Genomic DNA, 18,642 nt, shown 5'->3' on the forward strand with positions numbered 1-18,642 from the left:
GGACCCGCGCGACATCTCGCGCGGGTCTTGCCTATCCGCGGCCAGCCAGCCTGCGGACCGACATGTGAGAAGGACCCGCCGATGCGCGCCCATTCGCCCCTGACCCGACGCTTGCTGGCCTCGACCCTGCCGGTGGCGCTTTTGCTTGGACTGGGGACGAACCCAGGCCAGGCCGATCCCCTGATCGGCACCAAGCTCAACGGCCACGGCCTGCCCGGCGGCATTGACACGCCCTCGGCCGAAATGCTGCCGGATGGGACGCTTGGCGCCACGCTGAACTATTCGGACATGTCGCGGCGCAACACGCTGGTCTTTCAAGCCATGCCGCGTCTGACGGTCGCGCTGCGCTATGGACGATTTGACAGTATCGCCGAAGATCGCGGTTATGTCTGGGATCGCAGCTTCGACCTGCGTTACCAATTCCTCGACGAGGACCCGCAGGGCTGGCGTCCGGCCATTGCGATCGGCCTTCAGGACTTCATGGGCACCGGCTTCTACAGCGCCGAATACATCGTCGCAACCAAGACGATCAGCCCGCGCCTGCGCGTCAGCGCCGGTCTGGGCTGGGGCCGCCTGGCCCAAAGCGGCGGCATCGGCAGCCCGTTCGGCGACCGGCCGGGCCCCGACGCAGAAGAGGGCGGCAAGCCCAATGTGGACCAATGGTTCAAGGGCGAAATGGCGCCCTTCGTGAACGCGACCTGGCAGGCGACCGACAAGCTCGCGCTGATCGCCGAATATTCCGGGGACAATTATGCCTGCGAAACCGGCATCGCCGAGGACTGCCCTCGCTCTGTCTGGCTGAGCGACAAGGATGAGTTGAAGAACAATATCAACCTGGGCGTCAGCTACCAGCTGGGCGAGAATTACCAACTGGGCGGTTATCTCTTGGGCGGCAAGCAGGTCGGCCTGCAATTCTCGGTCGCGATGAACAGCGCACAGGCGCCATTCCCTTCGGGCATCGAGAAGGCACCCGCTCCGGTACGCCCGCGCCCCTCGCCCGCCGCCGATCCAGAAGGCTGGTCGGGTGCCTGGTCGGCCGATCCGACGGCGCAGCCCGCGATCCAGAAGGCTCTGGGCGATGCGCTGGACAAGGAGGGGCAGACGCTGGAATCGATGTCCCTCACGGCCACGCGCGCCGAGGTTCGCATCCGCAATCGCCGCTACATGCAGCCCGCCGAGGCGATCGGCAGGACTGCCCGCCTGATGACCCGTGCTCTGCCGCCATCGGTCGAAACCCTTGTCATCACCTCATCCGAGGACGGGCTTCCGACCAGCTCGGTCACGCTGCGCCGTTCGGATGTCGAGCGTCTTGAGAATACCGAGGCCAGCCAGATCGCCAATGCGGCAGTCCTGACCGATGCCGATCCGCGGCCGGGCAATCTTACCTATAGCGAGGGGCTGTTTCCGCGCTTCCGCTGGGCGATCAAGCCCTATCTCTCGACCTCGATCTTCGATCCTGATGAGCCCTTCCGCTATGAAATCGGCGCACAGGCATCGGCGGAATACGAGCTTGTTCCAGGGTTCGTACTTGCCGGAACGGTGCGCCAGCGTGTTCTGGGCACGACCGATCAGGAAGGCCCCGGCGGCCTGAGCGCAGAGGAATACGAGGCGCTGGACACGGATTATGCCGAAAACGGCGTGCCGCGCGTGCGTTCAGACGGTCGGATGTACTCGGGCAATTCAAGCCCGACCATTCCGCGCCTGACCCTCGCCTGGTATGCCAAGCCCACCGAGACGATCTACAGCCGCGTAACGACGGGCCTGCTTGAGCGTGCCTACGGCGGCGTTTCGACCGAGGTGCTGTGGTATCCGACGAACTCGCCGCTGGCCATCGGCGCCGAACTGAACCGCGTCAAGAAGCGTGATTTCCGCGATGTCTTCGGCTTCCGCGATTACGAGGTGACCACCGGGCATGTCTCGGCCTATTACCGCTTCGACAACGGCATCACGGCGCAGCTTGACGTTGGCCAGTACCTGGCCGGTGACCGTGGCGCGACCGTTACGATCGAGCGCGAATTTGCCAATGGCTGGCGCGTCGGGGCCTGGGCCAGCAAAACCGATCTGAGCGCCGAGGATTTCGGAGAAGGCTCGTTCGACAAGGGCGTCAGCATCTCGATCCCGCTTGCCTGGGGTACGGGTGAGCCGTCCATGCGCCGCGTCGGCGGCAATATCCGCTCGCTCTCGCGTGATGGCGGCAGCAAGCTGCGCGTCGAGGGGCGGCTTTACGACAAGGTCCGCGACAGCCAGTCGGGGCATCTCTATCAAGGTTGGGGGAGGTTCTGGCGATGAGCGGAACGAAGATGCGTTTCCTGCTGGGAGCAGCCGTTCTTGCCATGCTCGGCGCCTGCGGCAATGTCGACAGCGACGAAGGCTCGATCCCCGGACTGCTGGCCGAAGCAGCCAAGCAGGCGGCCGGACAGCGTGAACGTGCCGAGGTTTCGGAAACGGTCGATCCCTCGCAGATGGCCGCAACCGCGCTTCGCGTGAACACGGGGCCGCTGATCCTTGTCGGGCTTGAAAGCAGGAATACCACGCAGGTGCTGGCCATGACCGGCGAGAATGCCGGCCAGCGCACCTACATGACCAAGAACGAGCAGGCCTTGGTCCTGCGCGACGGCATGCTGGCGGGTACGCGCGGGCTGGGCCACGACCTGTCGGTGGCCGAGATGGCGCAGTCCTCGGCGCTTATCCGTTCCGGGCGCAGCGGCCAGGCGCAGCGCGTGATGCGCTACTGGACCGGCGACGGGCTCGAGCGGCCGCTGCGGCTTGATTGCAGCATCGGCCCCGGCCCAAAGGCCGGCGTGATCATCGAAAGCTGCAAGAACGGGCCGCTCGAGTTCCAGAACAACTACATCGTGCAGGGCGGCCGGGTCACCGTGTCGCGGCAATGGATCGGGCCCAACCTGGGCTACGTGACGATCCAGGAATTGCGCCCCTGACGTTTTCTTGCCGAGCGAAAAACGAAAAAGCCCGCGTCATACGCGGGCTTTTCTGTTGCGACCGAAGCCGCACGATGGGGCCGCGCTTTCGGGAAATCGGAAACCTGCCGACGCGTCGGGCGGCATCGTGCAAAAGGAAATGGGCTGACCCGAGGGCCAGCCCATGAACCAAGCTTCCTTGCGGAAGATCAGTCGGTGGTGTCGTCGTCGTCGTCGTCGTCGTCGTCCGAAGCGACAGCGGCGATGACGCCGAGCAGCAGCAGGGCCGGAACAACGAGGCCAGCGTTCGACGAAGCGGGCTGCTCGTCAACGACGACCGGCTCAACATCGACGACGGGGGCGACGTAGCCACCAGCGAGTGCGGACGATGCCGTCAGGCCAAGGGCCATGGCAAAGGTAGCAATTTTGGTCATGATCATGCTCCGTTCAGTACTTTGGAGGTTGCCGTTGCCAGCAACATCCTCGAGACAGTCGCATAAAGCCAATGACTTGGAAAGCGGTCTTGACGACCCTCGAACCTGCGACAGATCAAACTGTTGCATATTAGCCAACAACTTAGCAGGTCGGCAGCAAGTCGCCAATAGCTGCGCCGGTTCCCGCCCACATGCAACTGTGAACATTTCTTCACTATTTGCGATAAAACACCAGAGAACAAGCATAAATTCCAGTTGACGCCGCCACGATCGCAGGTCCGGCCGGCAGATCCGCGACAAGGCTTGCCCACAGCCCAGCCACCACCGCGAGGGCGCCGATCAGCGTGGCGGAACCTGCCATTTGTTCGGGCGTTTTGGAGAATCCACGGGCGGCCGCGGCGGGCACGATAAGCATCGCCGAAATGAGCAGGGCACCCACGATGCGAATCGCGATTGCCACGACGATGGCAAGGGCGAGCGACAGGATCAGCCGTTCACGTTCGGGATTGATACCCGATGCCATGGCCAATTCCTCGTTGACCGATGCCGTCACCAGTCGCTGCCAGCGCCACAACAGCACGCCGAGGACCAGCGCCGCCCCTCCCCAGATCCAGAGCAGGTCGCTGCGCGTCACGGCTAGGATGTCTCCGAACAGGAAGGATTCGAGGTTGACCCGAAGCGAGGGGATCAGGCTTGCCGCGACGAGCCCCAGCGCCAATGCCGAATGCGCGACCACGCCCAGCACGGTATCCATCCCCTGCCCCCGCGCCGTGAGCCAGGCGACCAGCAGCGCCATGGCGACCGCGACGGCCAGCGTGCCGACATAGAAGGGCATTGCGAAGGCAAAGCTCAGCGCCACGCCGAGGATCGCGGCATGTGCGGTCGAATCGCCGAAATAGGCCATCCTGCGCCAGACGACGAACGAACCCAGTGTCCCTGTCGCAAGGACAAGGCCGAGCCCCGCGAAAAGGGCGCGGAACATGAAGTCATCGAGCATCTGTCATCCTCGGGCGTGGCTGTGGTCGTGATCGCAGCCGGGGCCATGCACATGCGCATGGGCATGGCCCTTGTCGGCCAAGGCGACATGGTCGTGATCATGATCGTGATGGTGGCGGTAAAGCGCCAGCGTGCCCTGTGCTTCCGCGCCGAAAAGCGCGCGATAGGCCGGGGCGGCGCTGACATCTTCGGGGGTGCCCTCGCAGCAGACATGCCCATTGAGGCACAGCACCCGATCAGAGGCGCGCATCACCACCAGAAGGTCATGACTGACCATCAGGATGGCCGCTCCTGTTTCGGCGCGGACGTCCTCGATCAGCTTGTAGAAGGCCACAATTCCGGGTTGGTCCAGCCCTTGGGTGGGTTCGTCCAGCACCAGAAGCTCGGGCTCGTTCAGCAGCGCGCGCGCCAGAAGCACGCGCTGGAACTGCCCGCCAGAAAGCGCGACGATCTGGCGCGACCCCAGGCCGGGAACACCGGTGCGTTCCATCACGGCCTCGGCCTGCGCGTCCGAGACGCGGACCGGCAGTGACAGAAAGCGGCGGACGGTCATGGGCATTGCGCGCTCGATGTGGACGCGCTGGGGCACATACCCGATCCGCAGTCCCGCGCGCCGCTCGATCCGGCCCGCCGAAAGCATCACCTGCCCCAGAAGCGCCCGCACGAGCGTCGATTTCCCCGAACCGTTCGGCCCGACGACCGTCACGATCTCGCCCCGCTTGATGCGCATGTCGACATGCGAGATCACCGGGCGGTCAGCGCCCGGATGGGCCACGGACATGCCATGAGCGCGAATCAGGGTCGCACTGCTCATTCCTTGCCTTCCGCTGCACAGCGGGCGCAAAGCCCCAGAAGCTCGATCGTGCTGCGTTCGATGGCGAAACCATGCGCCTCACCCAACCCCTGCAGCGCCTGGCGCAGTCCGACGCTTTCGGATTCCGCGACCTGCTCGCAGCTTCGGCAGATCAGGAAGGCAGGTGAATGGTCGCGTTGATGCGACAGGCAGGCGGCATAGGCGTTGAGCCGCCGCACCCGATGCGCGAACCCCTGCTCGACCAGGAAATCCAGCGCGCGATAGGCGACCGGGGGCTGCTTGCCGTAGCCTTCGGCTGCCAGCCGGTCGAGCACGTCATAGGCGCCCATGGCACGATGGGATTCCAGCAGGATCTCGAGCACACGCCGCCTGACGGGCGTCAGGCGCACGCCGTCCTGCCGTGCCTGTTCTTCCGCACGGCGCAGCACAGTCGCTGCGCAATGGTCGTGATCATGGGCGTGGAACGGGTCCGGGGTCTGTTCCACGCCGGCATCGGCAAGGGGCGACGGCTGCGAAGGGCTGCTCATTTGGTTACAATATCACAATTCTTCTTGACGGGTTACGATATAACATAAATAACCATGACCCTTCCAGAAGGGAACCGCCATGAGACAACATTTCCGCCTTGCACCGGCCTTTGCCGTCATTCTTGGGTCGGGCGCGCTCCCCGCCTTGGCCGACCCGCCCCGTGTCGTCAGCGACATTCCGGTCGTCGGCGCCATGGTGCAAGAGGTCATGGGCGATCTGGGCGAACCGACGGTGCTGCTCGAAACCGGCGGGGATGCCCATCACTACCAGCTTCGGCCAAGCCAGGCCCGCAGCCTGCAGGATGCGGAACTTCTGGTCTGGGTCGGCCCCGAACTGACGCCCTGGCTCGCCCGCCCCGCTGAAAGCCTGAGCCAGGGAAGATCGCTTGGCCTGCTTGCCCTGCCCGAAACGCATCGGCGCGACTATGGCAGCGCAGAAGCGCATGAGGGCCACGACCATGAAGACCACGGCCACGATCACGATCACGCCGGGCATGACCACGACGCTCACGATCATGGCGAGGGTGACGGCCACGATCATTCGGGGGTCGATCCCCATGCCTGGCTGGACCCCGAGAATGGGAGGCTGTGGCTTGGGGCCATTGCCGCATCGCTTTCGGAGCTGGACCCGGAAAATGCCTCGACATATTCCGCAAATGCCAAGGCCGCAGCCGAGGAAATCGCGGCGCAGGATCAGACGCTCCGCGCCACCCTCGAAACGGTGAAGGGCAAGAGCTTTGTCGTATTCCATGATGCCTATGGCTACTTCACCGAACATTATGGGCTCATGCCGGCCATTCCGGTCAGCCTTGGCGATGCGGCCGCGCCCTCTGCAGCCCGCCTGAGGGAGATCCAGCAGCAGGTTCAGCACGAAAACGCCACCTGCGCCTTCCCCGAGGCCAATCATGATCCGAAGCTGCTGACAGCCGTGCTGGAAGGCAGCGACGTGCGGCAAGGGAATGCTCTCGATCCCGAAGGCAGCCTCGCAACCTCAGGCAAGGGGCTCTATTCCGCGATCCTCAGCAATCTGGGTTCTGCTCTGGCAGATTGCTTGTCACGACCCTGAGCCTGATCTTGCATGAAAGTATTGGACGGGCGGCTTGCCGAAGGCCGCCCGTTTTCGCATATGCCGCCCTTTTGGGTTGATGAGTGCACGGCCCCAAGATTTCCGACTCTTTTCCTTTGACATGCATGAGTGTTTTTGTCAGGTTAGCCCTACCCACAATCGCATGACGAGGATCTGGACATGACCGCGACCCGCCCCGCCGAATTCTCGCGCCCAGGCGCAACCGCTCTGCAGCGCCTGCCCGAATACGACGCCGAAGTCCTCACGGCCGGCGGCAATCAGGCCCTGATCGTCCTGGGAGACCAGGTCTACAACCTGCGCATTACCCGTGCCGGAAAACTGATCCTGACGAAATGAGCCCCGCGGGTCATGGCGAAGACCCCACACGGAAAAGGGCGCGGTAGAACCGCGCCCTTTCCCATTTCCGTAACGCCCCAGGTCAGCCCCGGCGCGGCCCCTTGCCAGATGGACGATCGCCGCCACGCGGGCCCGGCTTGCCGCTGAAGCCGCCAGGTTTTCCGCCGGGCTTGCCAAAGGGCTTGCCACCCCGCGCGTCGGGCTTGCCAAAGGGCTTGCGATCTCCGTCTCGCTTGGCGAAAGGTTTGCGATCGCCATCCTCGCGCTTGGCATAAGGCTTGCGGTCACCGTCCTCGCGACGTGCGAAAGGCTTGCGATCCCCTTCCTCACGCTTGACGAAAGGCTTGCGGTCGCTGTCTTCCCGGCGGGCATAGGGTTTGCGATCACCGTCCTCGCGACGTGCGAAGGGCTTGCGATCTCCACCTTCGCGCTTGGCATAAGGCTTGCGGTCGCCGTCCTCGCGCTTGGCATAGGGCTTGCGGTCGCCGTCCTCGCGGCGGGCAAAGGGCTTGCGGTCGCCGTCCTCACGACGTGCGAAGGGCTTGCGGTCACCATCCTCGCGCTTGGCATAGGGCTTGCGCTCACCATCCTCGCGACGAGCGAAGGGCTTGCGATCGCCATCCTCGCGCTTGGCATAGGGCTTGCGGTCGCCGTCCTCGCGGCGGGTGAAAGGCTTGCGTTCGCTGTCTTCCCGCTTCACGAAGGGACGGCGATCTCCTCCCTCGCGCTTGACGAAGGGCTTGCGGTCACCATCCTCGCGACGCGCGAAGGGCTTGCGGGGACGGTCCCCGGCCTCTTCGTCGCGCGCGGCACCCCGTTCGCGGAAGCTGCGGGGCTTCGCTTCGGTTTCCTCGCCGGTCAGCAGCCCGCCAAGCTGGTCGCGCAGGACCTTGCGCTTGATCTCGCGAACCTCGTTTTCTTCCATGCCGGTCAGCTTGAAGGGACCGTAGCCGACACGGATCAGCCGGTTCACGGTCAGTCCGACATGGGACATGGCGCGGCGGATCTCGCGGTTCTTACCCTCGCGGATGCCGACCGTCAGCCAGGCATTTGCGCCCTGCTGGCTGTCGAGCGCGATCTCCATCGGGGCGAAATCCTCGCCGTCGATGGTGACGCCCCGGCGCAGCGGCGCGAAGGTCAGGTCATTGGGCTGGCCATTGACGCGCACGCGGTAGCGGCGCAGCCATCCGGTCGTCGGAAGCTCAAGCCGGCGCTTCAGCTCGCCATCGTTGGTCAGCAGCAACAGCCCTTCGGAATTGAGGTCCAGCCGCCCCACGCTCATCACTCGGGGCAGGTCACGCGGCAGGGCGTCGAAGACGGTCTGGCGGCCCTTTTCGTCGGATTCCGAGGTCACGAGGCCGACCGGCTTGTAATAAAGCCAAAGCCGGGTTTCCTGCGGCTCGTCCAGTTTCTTTCCGTCCACGGTGATCCGGTCGCTCGGAAGAACGTCCAGCGCGGGGCTCTCGATCTTCTTGCCGTTGACCGTCACGCGGCCTTCCAGGATCATCCGCTCGGCCTCGCGGCGGCTGGCGACGCCGACGCGCGCCATCACCTTGGCGATGCGGTCGCCTTCGGCCTTGGGGGATTCGTTTTCGGGGGTGTCGGTTTTATCGGTCATCGCGATCTCCTGCGCATCTCTGCGGTAGCAAAAGCGGGCGTCTACGCCATAACGCACAATATGGAAAGCGGTTCTTGCGCCCTGCGACAAGTCGCGCAAGAAACCGGCATGGAGTTCAAATCACACATGCCCGAAGCGCTGGCCCAGGCGCATGAGGCTGCGGCGCGCGGCGAGGTTCCCGTGGGCGCCGTTCTGATCGGCGCAGATGGCCGGGTGCTGGCCCGTGCAGGCAACCGGACGCGGGAATTGTCCGACCCGACCGCGCATGCCGAGATCCTGGCCATCCGCGAGGGCTGCCGGCTGCTCGGTTCTGAACGGCTGCCGGGCACCCGGCTTTGGGTCACGCTGGAACCCTGCCCGATGTGCGCCGCGGCGATCTCTGCGGCGCGGATCGAGGTGCTGTATTACGGCGCGGACGATCCTCGCATGGGCGGCGTGCGCTACGGCGCGCGGGTCTTTGACCATCCGCAATGCCATCATCGCCCCGAGATCATTGACGGCATTTCGGCAGGAGAATCGCGCCAGCTTCTGCTCGAGTTCTTTCGCGGCCTGCGGGGCAATGGCAATCTTTGATCGGGACGGCTCTTGCCAGCACTTGCGCTGCGATGCAGCATAACTAACCATTGGCCGATCCTGTGAATGGTGGGGGGACGGATGTTCAACAAGATTCTGGTTGCGAACCGCGGCGAGATCGCGATCCGCGTGATGCGCGCGGCCAACGAACTGGGCAAGAAGACGGTCGCCGTCTATGCTGAGGAAGACAAGCTGGGCCTGCACCGCTTCAAGGCGGATGAGGCTTACCGCATCGGCGAAGGGCTGGGCCCGGTCGCGGCCTATCTGTCGATCCCCGAGATCATCCGCGTGGCGAAAGAATCGGGCGCTGACGCGATTCATCCGGGCTATGGCCTGCTGTCCGAGAACCCCGATTTCGTCGATGCCTGCGTGGCGGCCGGGATCACCTTCATCGGTCCGTCCTCCGACACGATGCGCGCACTTGGCGACAAGGCCAGTGCGCGGCGCGTCGCGATCGGTGCGGGCGTGCCGGTGATCCCCGCGACCGAGGTGCTGGGCGACGACATGGAGGCGATCAAGGCGGAAGCCGCCGAGATCGGCTATCCCCTGATGCTCAAGGCAAGCTGGGGCGGCGGCGGGCGCGGCATGCGCCCGATCATGGGTCCCGAGGAACTGCCCGAGAAGGTCCGCGAGGGCCGGCGCGAGGCCGAGGCCGCCTTCGGCAATGGCGAAGGATATCTGGAAAAGATGATCCTGCGCGCCCGCCATGTCGAGGTGCAACTGCTGGGCGACAGCCATGGCGGGCTCTATCACCTCTACGAACGCGACTGCACCGTGCAGCGCCGCAACCAGAAGGTCGTCGAGCGCGCCCCCGCACCCTATCTTTCCGAGGAACAGCGCGCCGAGGTCTGCGAGCTCGCGCTGAAGATCGGCCGCGCCGTCGGCTACCAGAATGCCGGCACGGTCGAGTTCCTGATGGACATGGATTCGGGCAATTTCTACTTCATCGAGGTGAACCCGCGCGTCCAGGTCGAGCATACCGTGACCGAAGAGGTCACCGGCATCGACATCGTGCAGTCCCAGATCCAGATCGCCGAGGGCGCGACTTTGGCGCAGGCCACCGGCGTACCGGGCCAGTCCGAGGTGCGGCTGAACGGCCATGCCCTGCAATGCCGGGTCACCACCGAAGACCCGCTGAACAATTTCATCCCCGATTACGGCCGCATCACCGCCTATCGCAGCGCGACCGGCAACGGCATCCGGCTGGATGGGGGCACCGCCTATGCAGGGGGCGTCATCACGCGTTTCTACGATTCGCTGCTGGTCAAGGTCACCGCCCATGCGCAGACGCCAGAAAAGGCGATTGCGCGGATGGACCGGGCCTTGCGCGAATTCCGGGTGCGCGGGGTCGCGACGAATATCGAATTCGTCATCAACCTCTTGAAGCACCCGACCTTCCTTGACGACACCTATACGACCAAGTTCATCGACACGACCGAAGAGCTGTTCCACTTCGCCAAGCGCCGCGACCGGGCAACAAAGATCCTGACCTATATCGCCGACATCTCGGTCAACGGTCACCCAGAGACGGCGGGCCGGCCGATGCCCGCGGCCGAGGCACGCATGCCCGTGCCCCCGAAACCGCGCGGCGAGCCCGTGCCCGGCACGCGTCAACTGCTCGAGGAAAGGGGCGCCAAGGCGGTCGCGGACTGGATGCTGGATCAGAAGCAGCTTCTGATCACCGACACCTCGATGCGCGACGGCCACCAGAGCTTGCTTGCGACGCGGATGCGTTCGATCGACATGATCCGGGTCGCGCCGAGCTATGCCGCGAACCTGCCGGGGCTCTTCTCGGTCGAATGCTGGGGCGGCGCCACCTTCGACGTGGCCTACCGCTTCCTGCAGGAATGCCCCTGGCAGCGGCTGCGCGACATCCGCACCCGGATGCCGAACCTGATGACGCAGATGCTGCTGCGGGCCAGCAATGGCGTGGGCTACACCAACTACCCCGACAACGTGGTGCAGGCCTTTGTCAAACAGGCGGCGACGACCGGCATCGACGTCTTCCGCGTCTTCGACAGCCTGAACTGGGTCGAGAACATGCGCGTCGCCATGGATGCGGTCGTCGAATCCGGCAAGATCTGCGAAGGCACGATCTGCTACACCGGCGACCTGCTGGACCCGGAGCGCTCGAAATACGACCTGAAATACTATGTCGAGATGGGCAAGGCACTGAAGGCCGCGGGCGCGCATGTGCTGGGGCTCAAGGACATGGCAGGGCTGTTGAAGCCCGCCTCGGCCAGCCTGCTCGTGAAGGCGCTGAAGGACGAGGTCGGGCTGCCGATCCATTTCCACACCCATGACACCGGGGGCATCGGCGGTGCGACGATCCTTGCCGCCGCGGCGGCGGGCGTCGATGCGGTCGATTGCGCGATGGACGCTTTGTCGGGCAACACGTCGCAGCCGACGCTCGGCTCGGTCGTCGAGGCGCTGCGCCATACCCCTCGCGACACCGGCCTTGATATCGGCGCAATCCGCGAGATCTCGAACTACTGGGAAACCGTGCGCGCGCATTACGCGGCCTTCGAAAGCGGGCTGCAGGCCCCGGCCTCCGAGGTCTACCTGCACGAGATGCCCGGCGGGCAGTTCACCAATCTCAAGGCGCAGGCGCGCAGCCTCGGCCTCGAGGAGCGCTGGCACGAGGTGGCCCAGACCTATGCCGAGGTGAACCGCATGTTTGGCGATATCGTCAAGGTCACCCCCTCGTCGAAGGTGGTGGGCGACATGGCGCTGATGATGGTGGCGCAGGGGCTGAGCCGGGCGCAGGTCGAGGACCCGAACGTGGAAGTGGCCTTCCCCGACTCGGTCGTCGACATGATGCGCGGCAATCTCGGCCAGCCCCCGGGCGGCTGGCCCGAGGCGCTGCAAAGGAAGATCCTCAAGGGCGAAGCGCCGCTGACCACCCGTCCCGGCGCCTCGATGGAGCCGGTGGACCTGGAAGCGGTGCGCGCGAAGCTTTCGAAGGATCTCGGCGACCAGCCGGTCGATGACGAGGACCTGAACGGCTACCTGATGTATCCCAAGGTTTTCACCGACTACATGTCGCGGCATGAGACCTATGGCCCGGTCCGCACCCTGCCGACCCGGACCTTCTTCTACGGCATGGAGCCGGGGGATGAGATCGAGGCCGAGATCGACCCCGGCAAGACGCTCGAGATCCGCCTGCTGACGCTGGGCGAGACGGATGAGAACGGCGATGTGAAGGTCTTTTTCGAACTGAACGGCCAGCCCCGCGTGATCCGCGTGCCGAACCGGCTGGTGAAATCCCAGACCTCGGTCCGACCCAAGGCCGACCCGTCGAACGACGGCCATGTCGGCGCGCCAATGCCCGGTGTCGTCGCCTCGGTCGCGGTCACCGTGGGGCAGAAGGTCCATCCGGGCGACCTGATGCTGACCATCGAGGCGATGAAGATGGAAACCGGCATCCATGCCGATCGCGAAGGCACCATCAAGGCCCTGCATGTCAGCCCCGGGCAGGGCATCGACGCCAAGGACCTGCTTGTCGAGATCGAGTGATCCCGCATGCTGAAACCGGCCGAGGACGCGACCGCGCCCTCGGCACTCAGATCGCCTGCATGCGCGTGTTCGGCAGGTCGCCTGGCCTGTCGACATCAACCAGCCGATCGGCAGGAATCGCGCGCAGGATCAGGTCCGGCCTTTCGCGCAGCAGCGCCCCCGCCCCCTTGTCGCGATCCAGACGCATGACACGCGGGAACAGCGCGCGCGGAATGATTGCAGGCGGCATGGCCACGCCGCCCAGCGCCATGACGGGATGGGTCAACGCCCCGCGCGCGACCAGCCGAAGATCACTGCGTGTCAGTCGGGGCATGTCGGCCAGAACCAGAAGCACATGGCTTGCACCACTGCGCCTGACCGCCCGGATGCCAATGGCAAGGCTGATGCCCTGCCCCGCCCGCGCCTTTGGCGTGCGCACGGGAATCATGCCGCGATACAGCCCGGCATGACCGGGATGACGCAGAACGACAAAGGCCGCATGTCGCGGAAGGCCGCGCAGCGCCGCCAGGGAATGTGCGGCCAGCGGGCGGCCCTCGAGCTGCGCCATCAGCTTGTCCCGGCTGCCAAAGCGCCGCGACAGCCCCGCCGCGAGCAGGACGATCGCCAGCTTCACCGCCTGCAGGCCTCGGCCAGGATTTCAGCCAGAACCGAGGCGGCAAGCGTTCTGGGGTCCCGCGTCGAGGGGATCACGCCGATGGGCCCGCGCAACCGGGCCAAGGCGGTCTCGTCCACCCCGCGTTCGCGCAGCCTCTGCAATCGCCGCTCGGCCGTTCGGTGACTGCCTTGCGCCCCGACATAGAAAGCGGGCCCCGGCAGAAGGCGGCTCAGGATTTCGGGCTCCAGATCATGGTCGTGAAAGAACAACACGGCCGCCGTATGGGCATCCATCCGGACGTCGAACGCGCCTGCTGGCAGAAGACGGACGGGACAAAGCCGGTTTCCCTCGGCCGCCGCCAGCGTTTCGTCGTCGGGCGAGACAAGCACGGTTTCATATCCCGCCGCGGCGGTCATGCGTGCAAAGGCGACCGCCTCGGGTCCCTTGCCAAAAACTGCGAAGCGCGGATCGGGGTCGACGACCATCTGCATCGACGCGCCTGGAACGGGTTCGTCCCGCAATGCTTCTCCAAGCCAGAGATGCAGGGTTTTCCGCGCTTCCAGGTCCGCGACGATCCGGGTCAGCTCGCCCTCTGCCGGCGCGAGCAGAACGCGGATGTCAAGGCCACCGCCGCAAGGTAGCTCAAGATCGCGAAAGGGCGAGCCCATGCCATAGCGCAATTGCCGCGCCTGGCCGCTTTGCACGACCTCGGCAACGTGCCGGGCGATATCTGCATCGATGCAGCCCGACGAAATCGAACCGCGCAGTTCACCATCCGCTGCCAGCACCATCGTGGCACCAAGCGGGCGATAGGACGGGCCGTCAATGCCGGTGACGATGGCCAGCCCCGTGGCACGGGACGCCCCTGCCAGCGGCAGATCGCTTGCCCGAATGCTTGCCCGCGCGATCAGCCCGTTTGTCGCCGAAATCTGCTGATCCCTCATCGGCCCTGCCCTGTCGTGGTTCCGCCATCAGTATAGAAGAGGCGCCGCGGGGGAAAAGCCCGTTCGCCGGTCTTCGCCGAACCGGTCGCACCGCGATTGACGAAGCCCCGCGCTGCTTTATCCTGTCGCCAGACCGGCCGGGCAGTGGCGCAACGGGAAGGATCGGTCCCTTGAAGCTGAAATCCATCTTCCTCGCGATCTTGGGCATCGGCATCGCCGGAGTTGCTGGTTTTGCCTTTTACGCCCGGCAGCCCGAGCTTCCCGAACTGGCCGAGGTGGGCCGCCCCCAATTCGAGCCCGAGACGATCGAAAAGGGCCGCGTCCTGACCGCTGCCGGCTATTGTGCATCCTGCCACACCGCCAAAGATGGCGCACCCTTTGCCGGTAATTACCCCGTCACGACGGATTTCGGCACGATCTACGGATCGAACATCACGCCCGACCCCGAAACCGGCATTGGGGGCTGGTCGCCCGAGGCATTCCGCAGGGCGATGCAGAAGGGTGTCGATCGCGACGGGGCGCATCTTTTCCCGGCCTTTCCCTATGACCACTTCAGCAAGATGACCGATGAGGATGTCGATGCGATCTATGCCTATCTCATGGCCGAGGTCGAACCCGTCCGCCAGCAGACGTTGCCGCCAGAGCTTCCGGCACCGCTCGACCGGCGGTTCCTGCAGGCGGGCTGGAAACTGCTTTTCGCCGATCTGGGCAGGTACGAGAGCGATCTATCGAAATCCGAGCTGTGGAACCGGGGGGCCTATCTGACCCAGGGCGTCACCCATTGCGGCGCCTGCCACACGCCCCGCAACGCGTTGGGGGCTGAACGCGATCAAAGCGCGCTGTTCGAGGGCGCGGTCATCGACAATTGGCACGCGCCCCCGCTGACTGCCGCGAATCCTGCCGCCGTTCCCTGGTCCGCCGCCGATTTCGTCGCCTATCTTTCGACCGGTTCGACCCGTTATCAAGGCGTCGCCACAGGCCCGATGGGTCCGGTTGTGCATCAGGGCATCGCCATGCTGCCGCAATCGGACCTTGAGGCGATCGGGACCTATCTCGCCTCGATCGTCGGTGCACCGGATGCCGATCCTGCCGGAAACCAGGTCGTGATCGCCAGTCTCGAGGCAGGCCGGCCCGGTCGCGACTGGCGGATGGAACCCGGTGCGCGACTTTACGCCACCGCCTGCGCCGCCTGCCACTACAATGCGCGCGAAGTGAGCCCGGGCCGACCGGATCTTGCAATCAACTCGGCCGCCCGTTTGGACGACCCGGCAAATCTCATACAGGCCATATTGCATGGCGTCAGCGCGTCCGAGGGCACTTCGGGCGTCGTCATGCCAGCCTTTGCGGGCGCGATGTCGGATGCGGAGATTGCCGCCATCGCAAGCCATATCCGCGAAGGTCTGGCAGGCCTTCCCGCATGGCCGGATCTCGCGGCGAAAATCGCCATGGTCCGGGCAGCGGGAACAGATCATTAGGGAGGAAATCGGCATGATCGAATTTTCGGTCAATGGTCGTCCCGTTCGACTGGATATCGAACCCGACACGCCCCTGCTCTGGGCGATACGGGATGAGATCGGCCTGACTGGCACCAAGTTCGGATGCGGTATCGGCATGTGCGGAGCCTGCACGGTGCATGTGGGCGGTCGCGCCACGCGATCCTGCATCACTCCGGTTTCAGATGTTGCAGGCGGCGAGGTCACCACCATCGAAGGGCTCGACCCCAATGGCAACCATCCCCTGCAGCAGGCCTGGCGCGACTTGCGCGTGCCGCAATGCGGCTACTGCCAATCAGGCCAGATCATGCAGGCGGCGGCGCTACTGACGGACTTCGCCGACCCGACGGATGAGGATATCGACGCGGTCATGACCGGCAACCTGTGCCGCTGCATGACCTATAACCGCATCCGCCAGGCGGTCCGCGTGGCCGCCTCGGCCCTGAGGGGGGAGAAGGCAAATGGCTGAGCTTCGTCGTCTTCTGCGCTCCGACAGGAGCATGCCCGAATTAAGTCGGCGGGGCTTTCTTGTCGCGGCCTGCGCCACGGGCGCGGCATTCGGCTTCCCGCGCATCGGGCTTGCCGCCATGGACCCCGGCGCCGCCGATGGCGCTGCGGCCAAGGCTGTCGGCGCCAGGTTCGAGCCTTCGATCTGGTATTGGATTGATTCCCGTGGCGTCGTGAACGTCAACATCATCCGCGCCGAGATGGGCCAGCATGTCGGAACCGCGATCGCACGCATTCTTGCCGATGAACTTGGCGCGCCGTGGAAGGATGTGCGAATCGAACATGTCGATTCCGATCCGAAATGGGGCATGATGGTTACCGGCGGCAGCGGCTCGGTTTCGCAAAGCTGGGACATCTACCGCCGTGCAGGCGCAGCGGGCCGCCTCGCCCTGATCGAAAAGGCCGCCCAGCTTTGGGCCGTCGATGCCGGAAGCCTTTCCCTGACGAATGGCGTGGTTTCGGGCGGCGGAGAGTCCGTCGGCATCGGAGAGCTCGTCACAAGCGGGATCGAGCGCAGCTTCACCGAGGACGAACTGAATGCCCTGCCCCTGCGACCCGTTTCCGAACTGACGCTGGTCGGCAGGGATGTCGCCGCCCTTGACATCGCGAACAAGACCACCGGGCAGGCGATCTACGGCATAGACGCCCGGATCGAGGGCATGGTTCATGCCGTGCCCATCCTGCCGCCCACGCGATATGGTTGCGAGATTACCGAGATCGACGACAGCGCCGCGAAGCAGGTCAAGGGTTTCCAGCAGGTCCTGAAGCTTGACGACCCGACCGGCACGGTGCCGGGATGGGCGATCGTGATCGCTGACAATCATTGGGCCGCGCTCAGGTCGGCCGAAGCGGTGAGGCTGTCCTACACCCTGCCCGATGCCGCAAAGGTGACCGAAGCCGCCCTTCAGGAAGAGGCGCGGCGCCTGATCGCCGATCCCGCCGCCGGGGCGGTTCTCGACACAGGGGAAGGCGATTTCGACCCGGTTTTCGCCGGGGCCGCCGACAGGATCGAGGCCGAATACACCACCGCCACCGTGCTGCATTTCCAGCTTGAACCGCTGAACGCGACGGCGTTCCGCGATCCCGACGGCGTCTGGGAAATCCACACCGGGAACCAGTGGCAATCCCTGATCGTCCCGACGCTCGAGGCGGCGCTTGGTGTCGAAAGCGGCAAGGTCGTCCTGCGCAGCTACATGCTTGGCGGCGGCTTTGGGCGAAGGCTGAACGGAGATTATGCCGTGCCGGCCGCGCTGGCTTCACAGGCGCTGGACGGGCGTCCGGTAAAAATGGTGATGCGGCGCGAAGATGACGTCCTGTTCGATTCTCCCCGTTCGCCTTCGGTGCAGAAACTGCGCATGGGCTTCGACCCGGACGGTCGAGTTCTCGCCATGGATATGGCGGTGGCCGCAGGCTGGCCGACCAAGGCGATGATTCCCATCGCGATGCCGAACGGAGTGAACGACCAACCCTATGATCCCTTCTCGGTCGACGGGGCGGATCACTGGTATTCCGTCGGGGCGCAGCGCCTGCGGGCGATTTCGAACGAGCTTGCGCTTCAATCCTTCAGACCGGGCTGGCTGCGCGCGGTCGGGCCGGGCTTCACGGCCTTCGCCGTTGAAAGCTTCATGGACGAGGCCGCGCGGCATCTGGGCCAGGACCCGGTGCAATTCCGGCTGGACCACCTGAAGGCCGAGGGGCGCAACGCCGGCGAGGCTCCGCTTTCCAATGGCGGTGCAGGTCGGCAGGCCGAGGTGCTTCGCCGCGTCGTTGAACTGTCCCATTACGGCGAGGCGGAATTGCCCCCGGATACAGCCATCGGAATCGCCACGACCTTCGGGCAGGCCCGCAGCATGCCGACCTGGATCGGGGGCGCGGCACAGGTCAGGGTCGACCGGTCATCGGGCCGGGTCGATGTGCAGAAGATCTGGCTTGCGGTCGATTGCGGAATCGTGATCGACCCAGACAGCGCCCGCGCCCAGACCGAAGGCGCGGCGCTTTGGGGCCTGTCGATGGCCCTTTACGAAGGGACCGAATTCGTCGACGGTGCAGTTCGCGATCGCAATCTCGACAGCTACAACCCTCTTCGCATGATGGACACGCCCGAGATCGAGATCGAGTTCGTGGCCAGTTCCGAGGCCCCGGTGGGTCTGGGCGAACCGGGAACGACCGTGATCGCCCCGGCCATCGCCAATGCGATCCACGCGGCGGTGGGCGTGCGGATGCGGCATCTTCCGATTACCCCCGAGGCCGTTCTGGCGGCGCTCGGCTGACGAATGGAAACAAG

At 65.1% G+C, this 18,642-nt stretch carries 16 protein-coding genes; 9 read left to right on the top strand and 7 right to left on the bottom strand.

Annotated elements, in window-relative coordinates; translation table 11 throughout:
* The first annotated feature begins 81 nt into the window (after nucleotides 1-81).
* Both RGQ15_RS00450 and RGQ15_RS00455 read left to right on the top strand, forming a co-directional pair.
* A complete protein-coding gene (locus RGQ15_RS00450) occupies nucleotides 82-2,289 on the top strand; it encodes a YjbH domain-containing protein (protein WP_311158239.1) in 2,208 nt (735 codons plus the stop codon).
* Nucleotides 2,286-2,939 (top strand): YjbF family lipoprotein, encoded by a 654-nt coding sequence (locus RGQ15_RS00455; RefSeq protein ID WP_311158240.1) that lies wholly within the window; start codon nucleotides 2,286-2,288, stop codon nucleotides 2,937-2,939. Before RGQ15_RS00450 ends, RGQ15_RS00455 begins: the two co-directional genes overlap by 4 nt.
* Nucleotides 2,940-3,127: 188 nt before the next feature.
* Here the strand turns inward: RGQ15_RS00455 and RGQ15_RS00460 are convergent, their stop codons facing one another.
* The 4 genes from RGQ15_RS00460 to RGQ15_RS00475 all read right to left on the bottom strand — a co-directional run bounded on the left by RGQ15_RS00460 (nucleotide 3,128) and on the right by RGQ15_RS00475 (nucleotide 5,689).
* Nucleotides 3,128-3,352: a hypothetical protein gene (locus RGQ15_RS00460; RefSeq protein WP_311158241.1), complete on the bottom strand. Its 225-nt coding sequence runs from the start codon at nucleotides 3,350-3,352 to the stop codon at nucleotides 3,128-3,130.
* 214 nt (nucleotides 3,353-3,566) lie between these two features.
* Nucleotides 3,567-4,349 (bottom strand): metal ABC transporter permease, encoded by a 783-nt coding sequence (locus tag RGQ15_RS00465; protein WP_311158242.1) that lies wholly within the window; start codon nucleotides 4,347-4,349, stop codon nucleotides 3,567-3,569.
* Nucleotides 4,350-4,352: 3 nt separating this feature from the next.
* Nucleotides 4,353-5,162, bottom strand: coding sequence for a metal ABC transporter ATP-binding protein (locus tag RGQ15_RS00470; protein WP_311158243.1), 810 nt, complete (start codon nucleotides 5,160-5,162; stop codon nucleotides 4,353-4,355).
* Entirely contained in the window at nucleotides 5,159-5,689 is a 531-nt protein-coding gene (locus tag RGQ15_RS00475; RefSeq protein ID WP_311158244.1) for a Fur family transcriptional regulator, read from the bottom strand. The genes RGQ15_RS00470 and RGQ15_RS00475 overlap by 4 nt, the downstream gene beginning before the upstream one ends.
* 79 nt (nucleotides 5,690-5,768) lie before the next feature.
* On the opposite strand from RGQ15_RS00475, the gene RGQ15_RS00480 reads away from it, so the two are divergent.
* Together RGQ15_RS00480 and hemP are read left to right on the top strand one after the other, a co-directional pair.
* A complete protein-coding gene (locus tag RGQ15_RS00480; protein ID WP_311158245.1) occupies nucleotides 5,769-6,755 on the top strand; it encodes a zinc ABC transporter substrate-binding protein in 987 nt (328 codons plus the stop codon).
* A gap of 180 nt (nucleotides 6,756-6,935) precedes the next feature.
* Nucleotides 6,936-7,112 carry a hemin uptake protein HemP gene (hemP, locus tag RGQ15_RS00485; RefSeq protein ID WP_142664740.1) on the top strand — a complete coding sequence of 59 codons (177 nt, stop codon included), beginning with the start codon at nucleotides 6,936-6,938 and terminating at the stop codon, nucleotides 7,110-7,112.
* A gap of 82 nt (nucleotides 7,113-7,194) precedes the next feature.
* Here the strand turns inward: hemP and RGQ15_RS00490 are convergent, their stop codons facing one another.
* Entirely contained in the window at nucleotides 7,195-8,730 is a 1,536-nt protein-coding gene (locus RGQ15_RS00490) for a pseudouridine synthase (RefSeq protein WP_311158246.1), read from the bottom strand.
* Between the two features lie 108 nt (nucleotides 8,731-8,838).
* Here RGQ15_RS00490 and RGQ15_RS00495 point away from each other — a divergent pair, with 108 nt between their 5' ends.
* On the top strand, nucleotides 8,839-9,303 hold the full coding sequence (locus RGQ15_RS00495; RefSeq protein WP_311158247.1) for a nucleoside deaminase: 465 nt from the start codon (nucleotides 8,839-8,841) through the stop codon (nucleotides 9,301-9,303).
* Nucleotides 9,304-9,384: 81 nt separating this feature from the next.
* The gene (locus RGQ15_RS00500; RefSeq protein ID WP_311158248.1) at nucleotides 9,385-12,819 is read left to right on the top strand and encodes a pyruvate carboxylase; all 3,435 of its coding nucleotides are present in this window, start codon (nucleotides 9,385-9,387) and stop codon (nucleotides 12,817-12,819) included.
* Nucleotides 12,820-12,865: 46 nt separating this feature from the next.
* On the opposite strand, the gene RGQ15_RS00505 is transcribed toward RGQ15_RS00500, so the two are convergent.
* On the bottom strand, nucleotides 12,866-13,432 hold the full coding sequence (locus RGQ15_RS00505; RefSeq protein ID WP_311158249.1) for a nucleotidyltransferase family protein: 567 nt from the start codon (nucleotides 13,430-13,432) through the stop codon (nucleotides 12,866-12,868).
* Nucleotides 13,429-14,358 (bottom strand): XdhC family protein, encoded by a 930-nt coding sequence (locus RGQ15_RS00510; protein WP_311158250.1) that lies wholly within the window; start codon nucleotides 14,356-14,358, stop codon nucleotides 13,429-13,431. Before RGQ15_RS00510 ends, RGQ15_RS00505 begins: the two co-directional genes overlap by 4 nt.
* 170 nt (nucleotides 14,359-14,528) lie before the next feature.
* On the opposite strand from RGQ15_RS00510, the gene RGQ15_RS00515 reads away from it, so the two are divergent.
* Genes RGQ15_RS00515 through RGQ15_RS00525 form a run of 3 tightly spaced genes read left to right on the top strand, consistent with a single transcriptional unit; the run spans nucleotide 14,529 to nucleotide 18,628 of the window.
* Nucleotides 14,529-15,833, top strand: a complete 1,305-nt coding sequence (locus RGQ15_RS00515; protein WP_311158251.1) for a cytochrome c — start codon at nucleotides 14,529-14,531, stop codon at nucleotides 15,831-15,833.
* A 13-nt stretch (nucleotides 15,834-15,846) separates the two neighbouring features.
* Nucleotides 15,847-16,320 (top strand): (2Fe-2S)-binding protein, encoded by a 474-nt coding sequence (locus RGQ15_RS00520; RefSeq protein ID WP_311158252.1) that lies wholly within the window; start codon nucleotides 15,847-15,849, stop codon nucleotides 16,318-16,320.
* On the top strand, nucleotides 16,313-18,628 hold the full coding sequence (locus RGQ15_RS00525) for a xanthine dehydrogenase family protein molybdopterin-binding subunit (protein ID WP_311158254.1): 2,316 nt from the start codon (nucleotides 16,313-16,315) through the stop codon (nucleotides 18,626-18,628). Before RGQ15_RS00520 ends, RGQ15_RS00525 begins: the two co-directional genes overlap by 8 nt.
* Nucleotides 18,629-18,642 lie beyond the last annotated feature (14 nt).

Source organism: Paracoccus sp. MBLB3053, from assembly GCF_031822435.1.
In the GTDB taxonomy this organism is placed as follows: Bacteria; Pseudomonadota; Alphaproteobacteria; order Rhodobacterales; family Rhodobacteraceae; genus Paracoccus; species Paracoccus aurantius.

Bases quoted from the DNA above. Each gene is read 5' to 3' on its own strand.
- RGQ15_RS00525 (WP_311158254.1), top strand. From the start codon at position 16,313: ATGGCTGAGCTTCGTCGTCTTCTGCGCTCCGACAGGAGCATGCCCGAA.
- RGQ15_RS00475 (WP_311158244.1), bottom strand. From the start codon at position 5,689: ATGAGCAGCCCTTCGCAGCCGTCGCCCCTTGCCGATGCCGGCGTGGAA.
- RGQ15_RS00495 (WP_311158247.1), top strand. From the start codon at position 8,839: ATGGAGTTCAAATCACACATGCCCGAAGCGCTGGCCCAGGCGCATGAG.
- RGQ15_RS00450 (WP_311158239.1), top strand. From the start codon at position 82: ATGCGCGCCCATTCGCCCCTGACCCGACGCTTGCTGGCCTCGACCCTG.
- RGQ15_RS00465 (WP_311158242.1), bottom strand. From the start codon at position 4,349: ATGCTCGATGACTTCATGTTCCGCGCCCTTTTCGCGGGGCTCGGCCTT.
- RGQ15_RS00455 (WP_311158240.1), top strand. From the start codon at position 2,286: ATGAGCGGAACGAAGATGCGTTTCCTGCTGGGAGCAGCCGTTCTTGCC.
- RGQ15_RS00490 (WP_311158246.1), bottom strand. From the start codon at position 8,730: ATGACCGATAAAACCGACACCCCCGAAAACGAATCCCCCAAGGCCGAA.
- RGQ15_RS00470 (WP_311158243.1), bottom strand. From the start codon at position 5,162: ATGAGCAGTGCGACCCTGATTCGCGCTCATGGCATGTCCGTGGCCCAT.
- RGQ15_RS00520 (WP_311158252.1), top strand. From the start codon at position 15,847: ATGATCGAATTTTCGGTCAATGGTCGTCCCGTTCGACTGGATATCGAA.
- RGQ15_RS00480 (WP_311158245.1), top strand. From the start codon at position 5,769: ATGAGACAACATTTCCGCCTTGCACCGGCCTTTGCCGTCATTCTTGGG.
- RGQ15_RS00510 (WP_311158250.1), bottom strand. From the start codon at position 14,358: ATGAGGGATCAGCAGATTTCGGCGACAAACGGGCTGATCGCGCGGGCA.
- hemP (WP_142664740.1), top strand. From the start codon at position 6,936: ATGACCGCGACCCGCCCCGCCGAATTCTCGCGCCCAGGCGCAACCGCT.
- RGQ15_RS00500 (WP_311158248.1), top strand. From the start codon at position 9,385: ATGTTCAACAAGATTCTGGTTGCGAACCGCGGCGAGATCGCGATCCGC.
- RGQ15_RS00460 (WP_311158241.1), bottom strand. From the start codon at position 3,352: ATGACCAAAATTGCTACCTTTGCCATGGCCCTTGGCCTGACGGCATCG.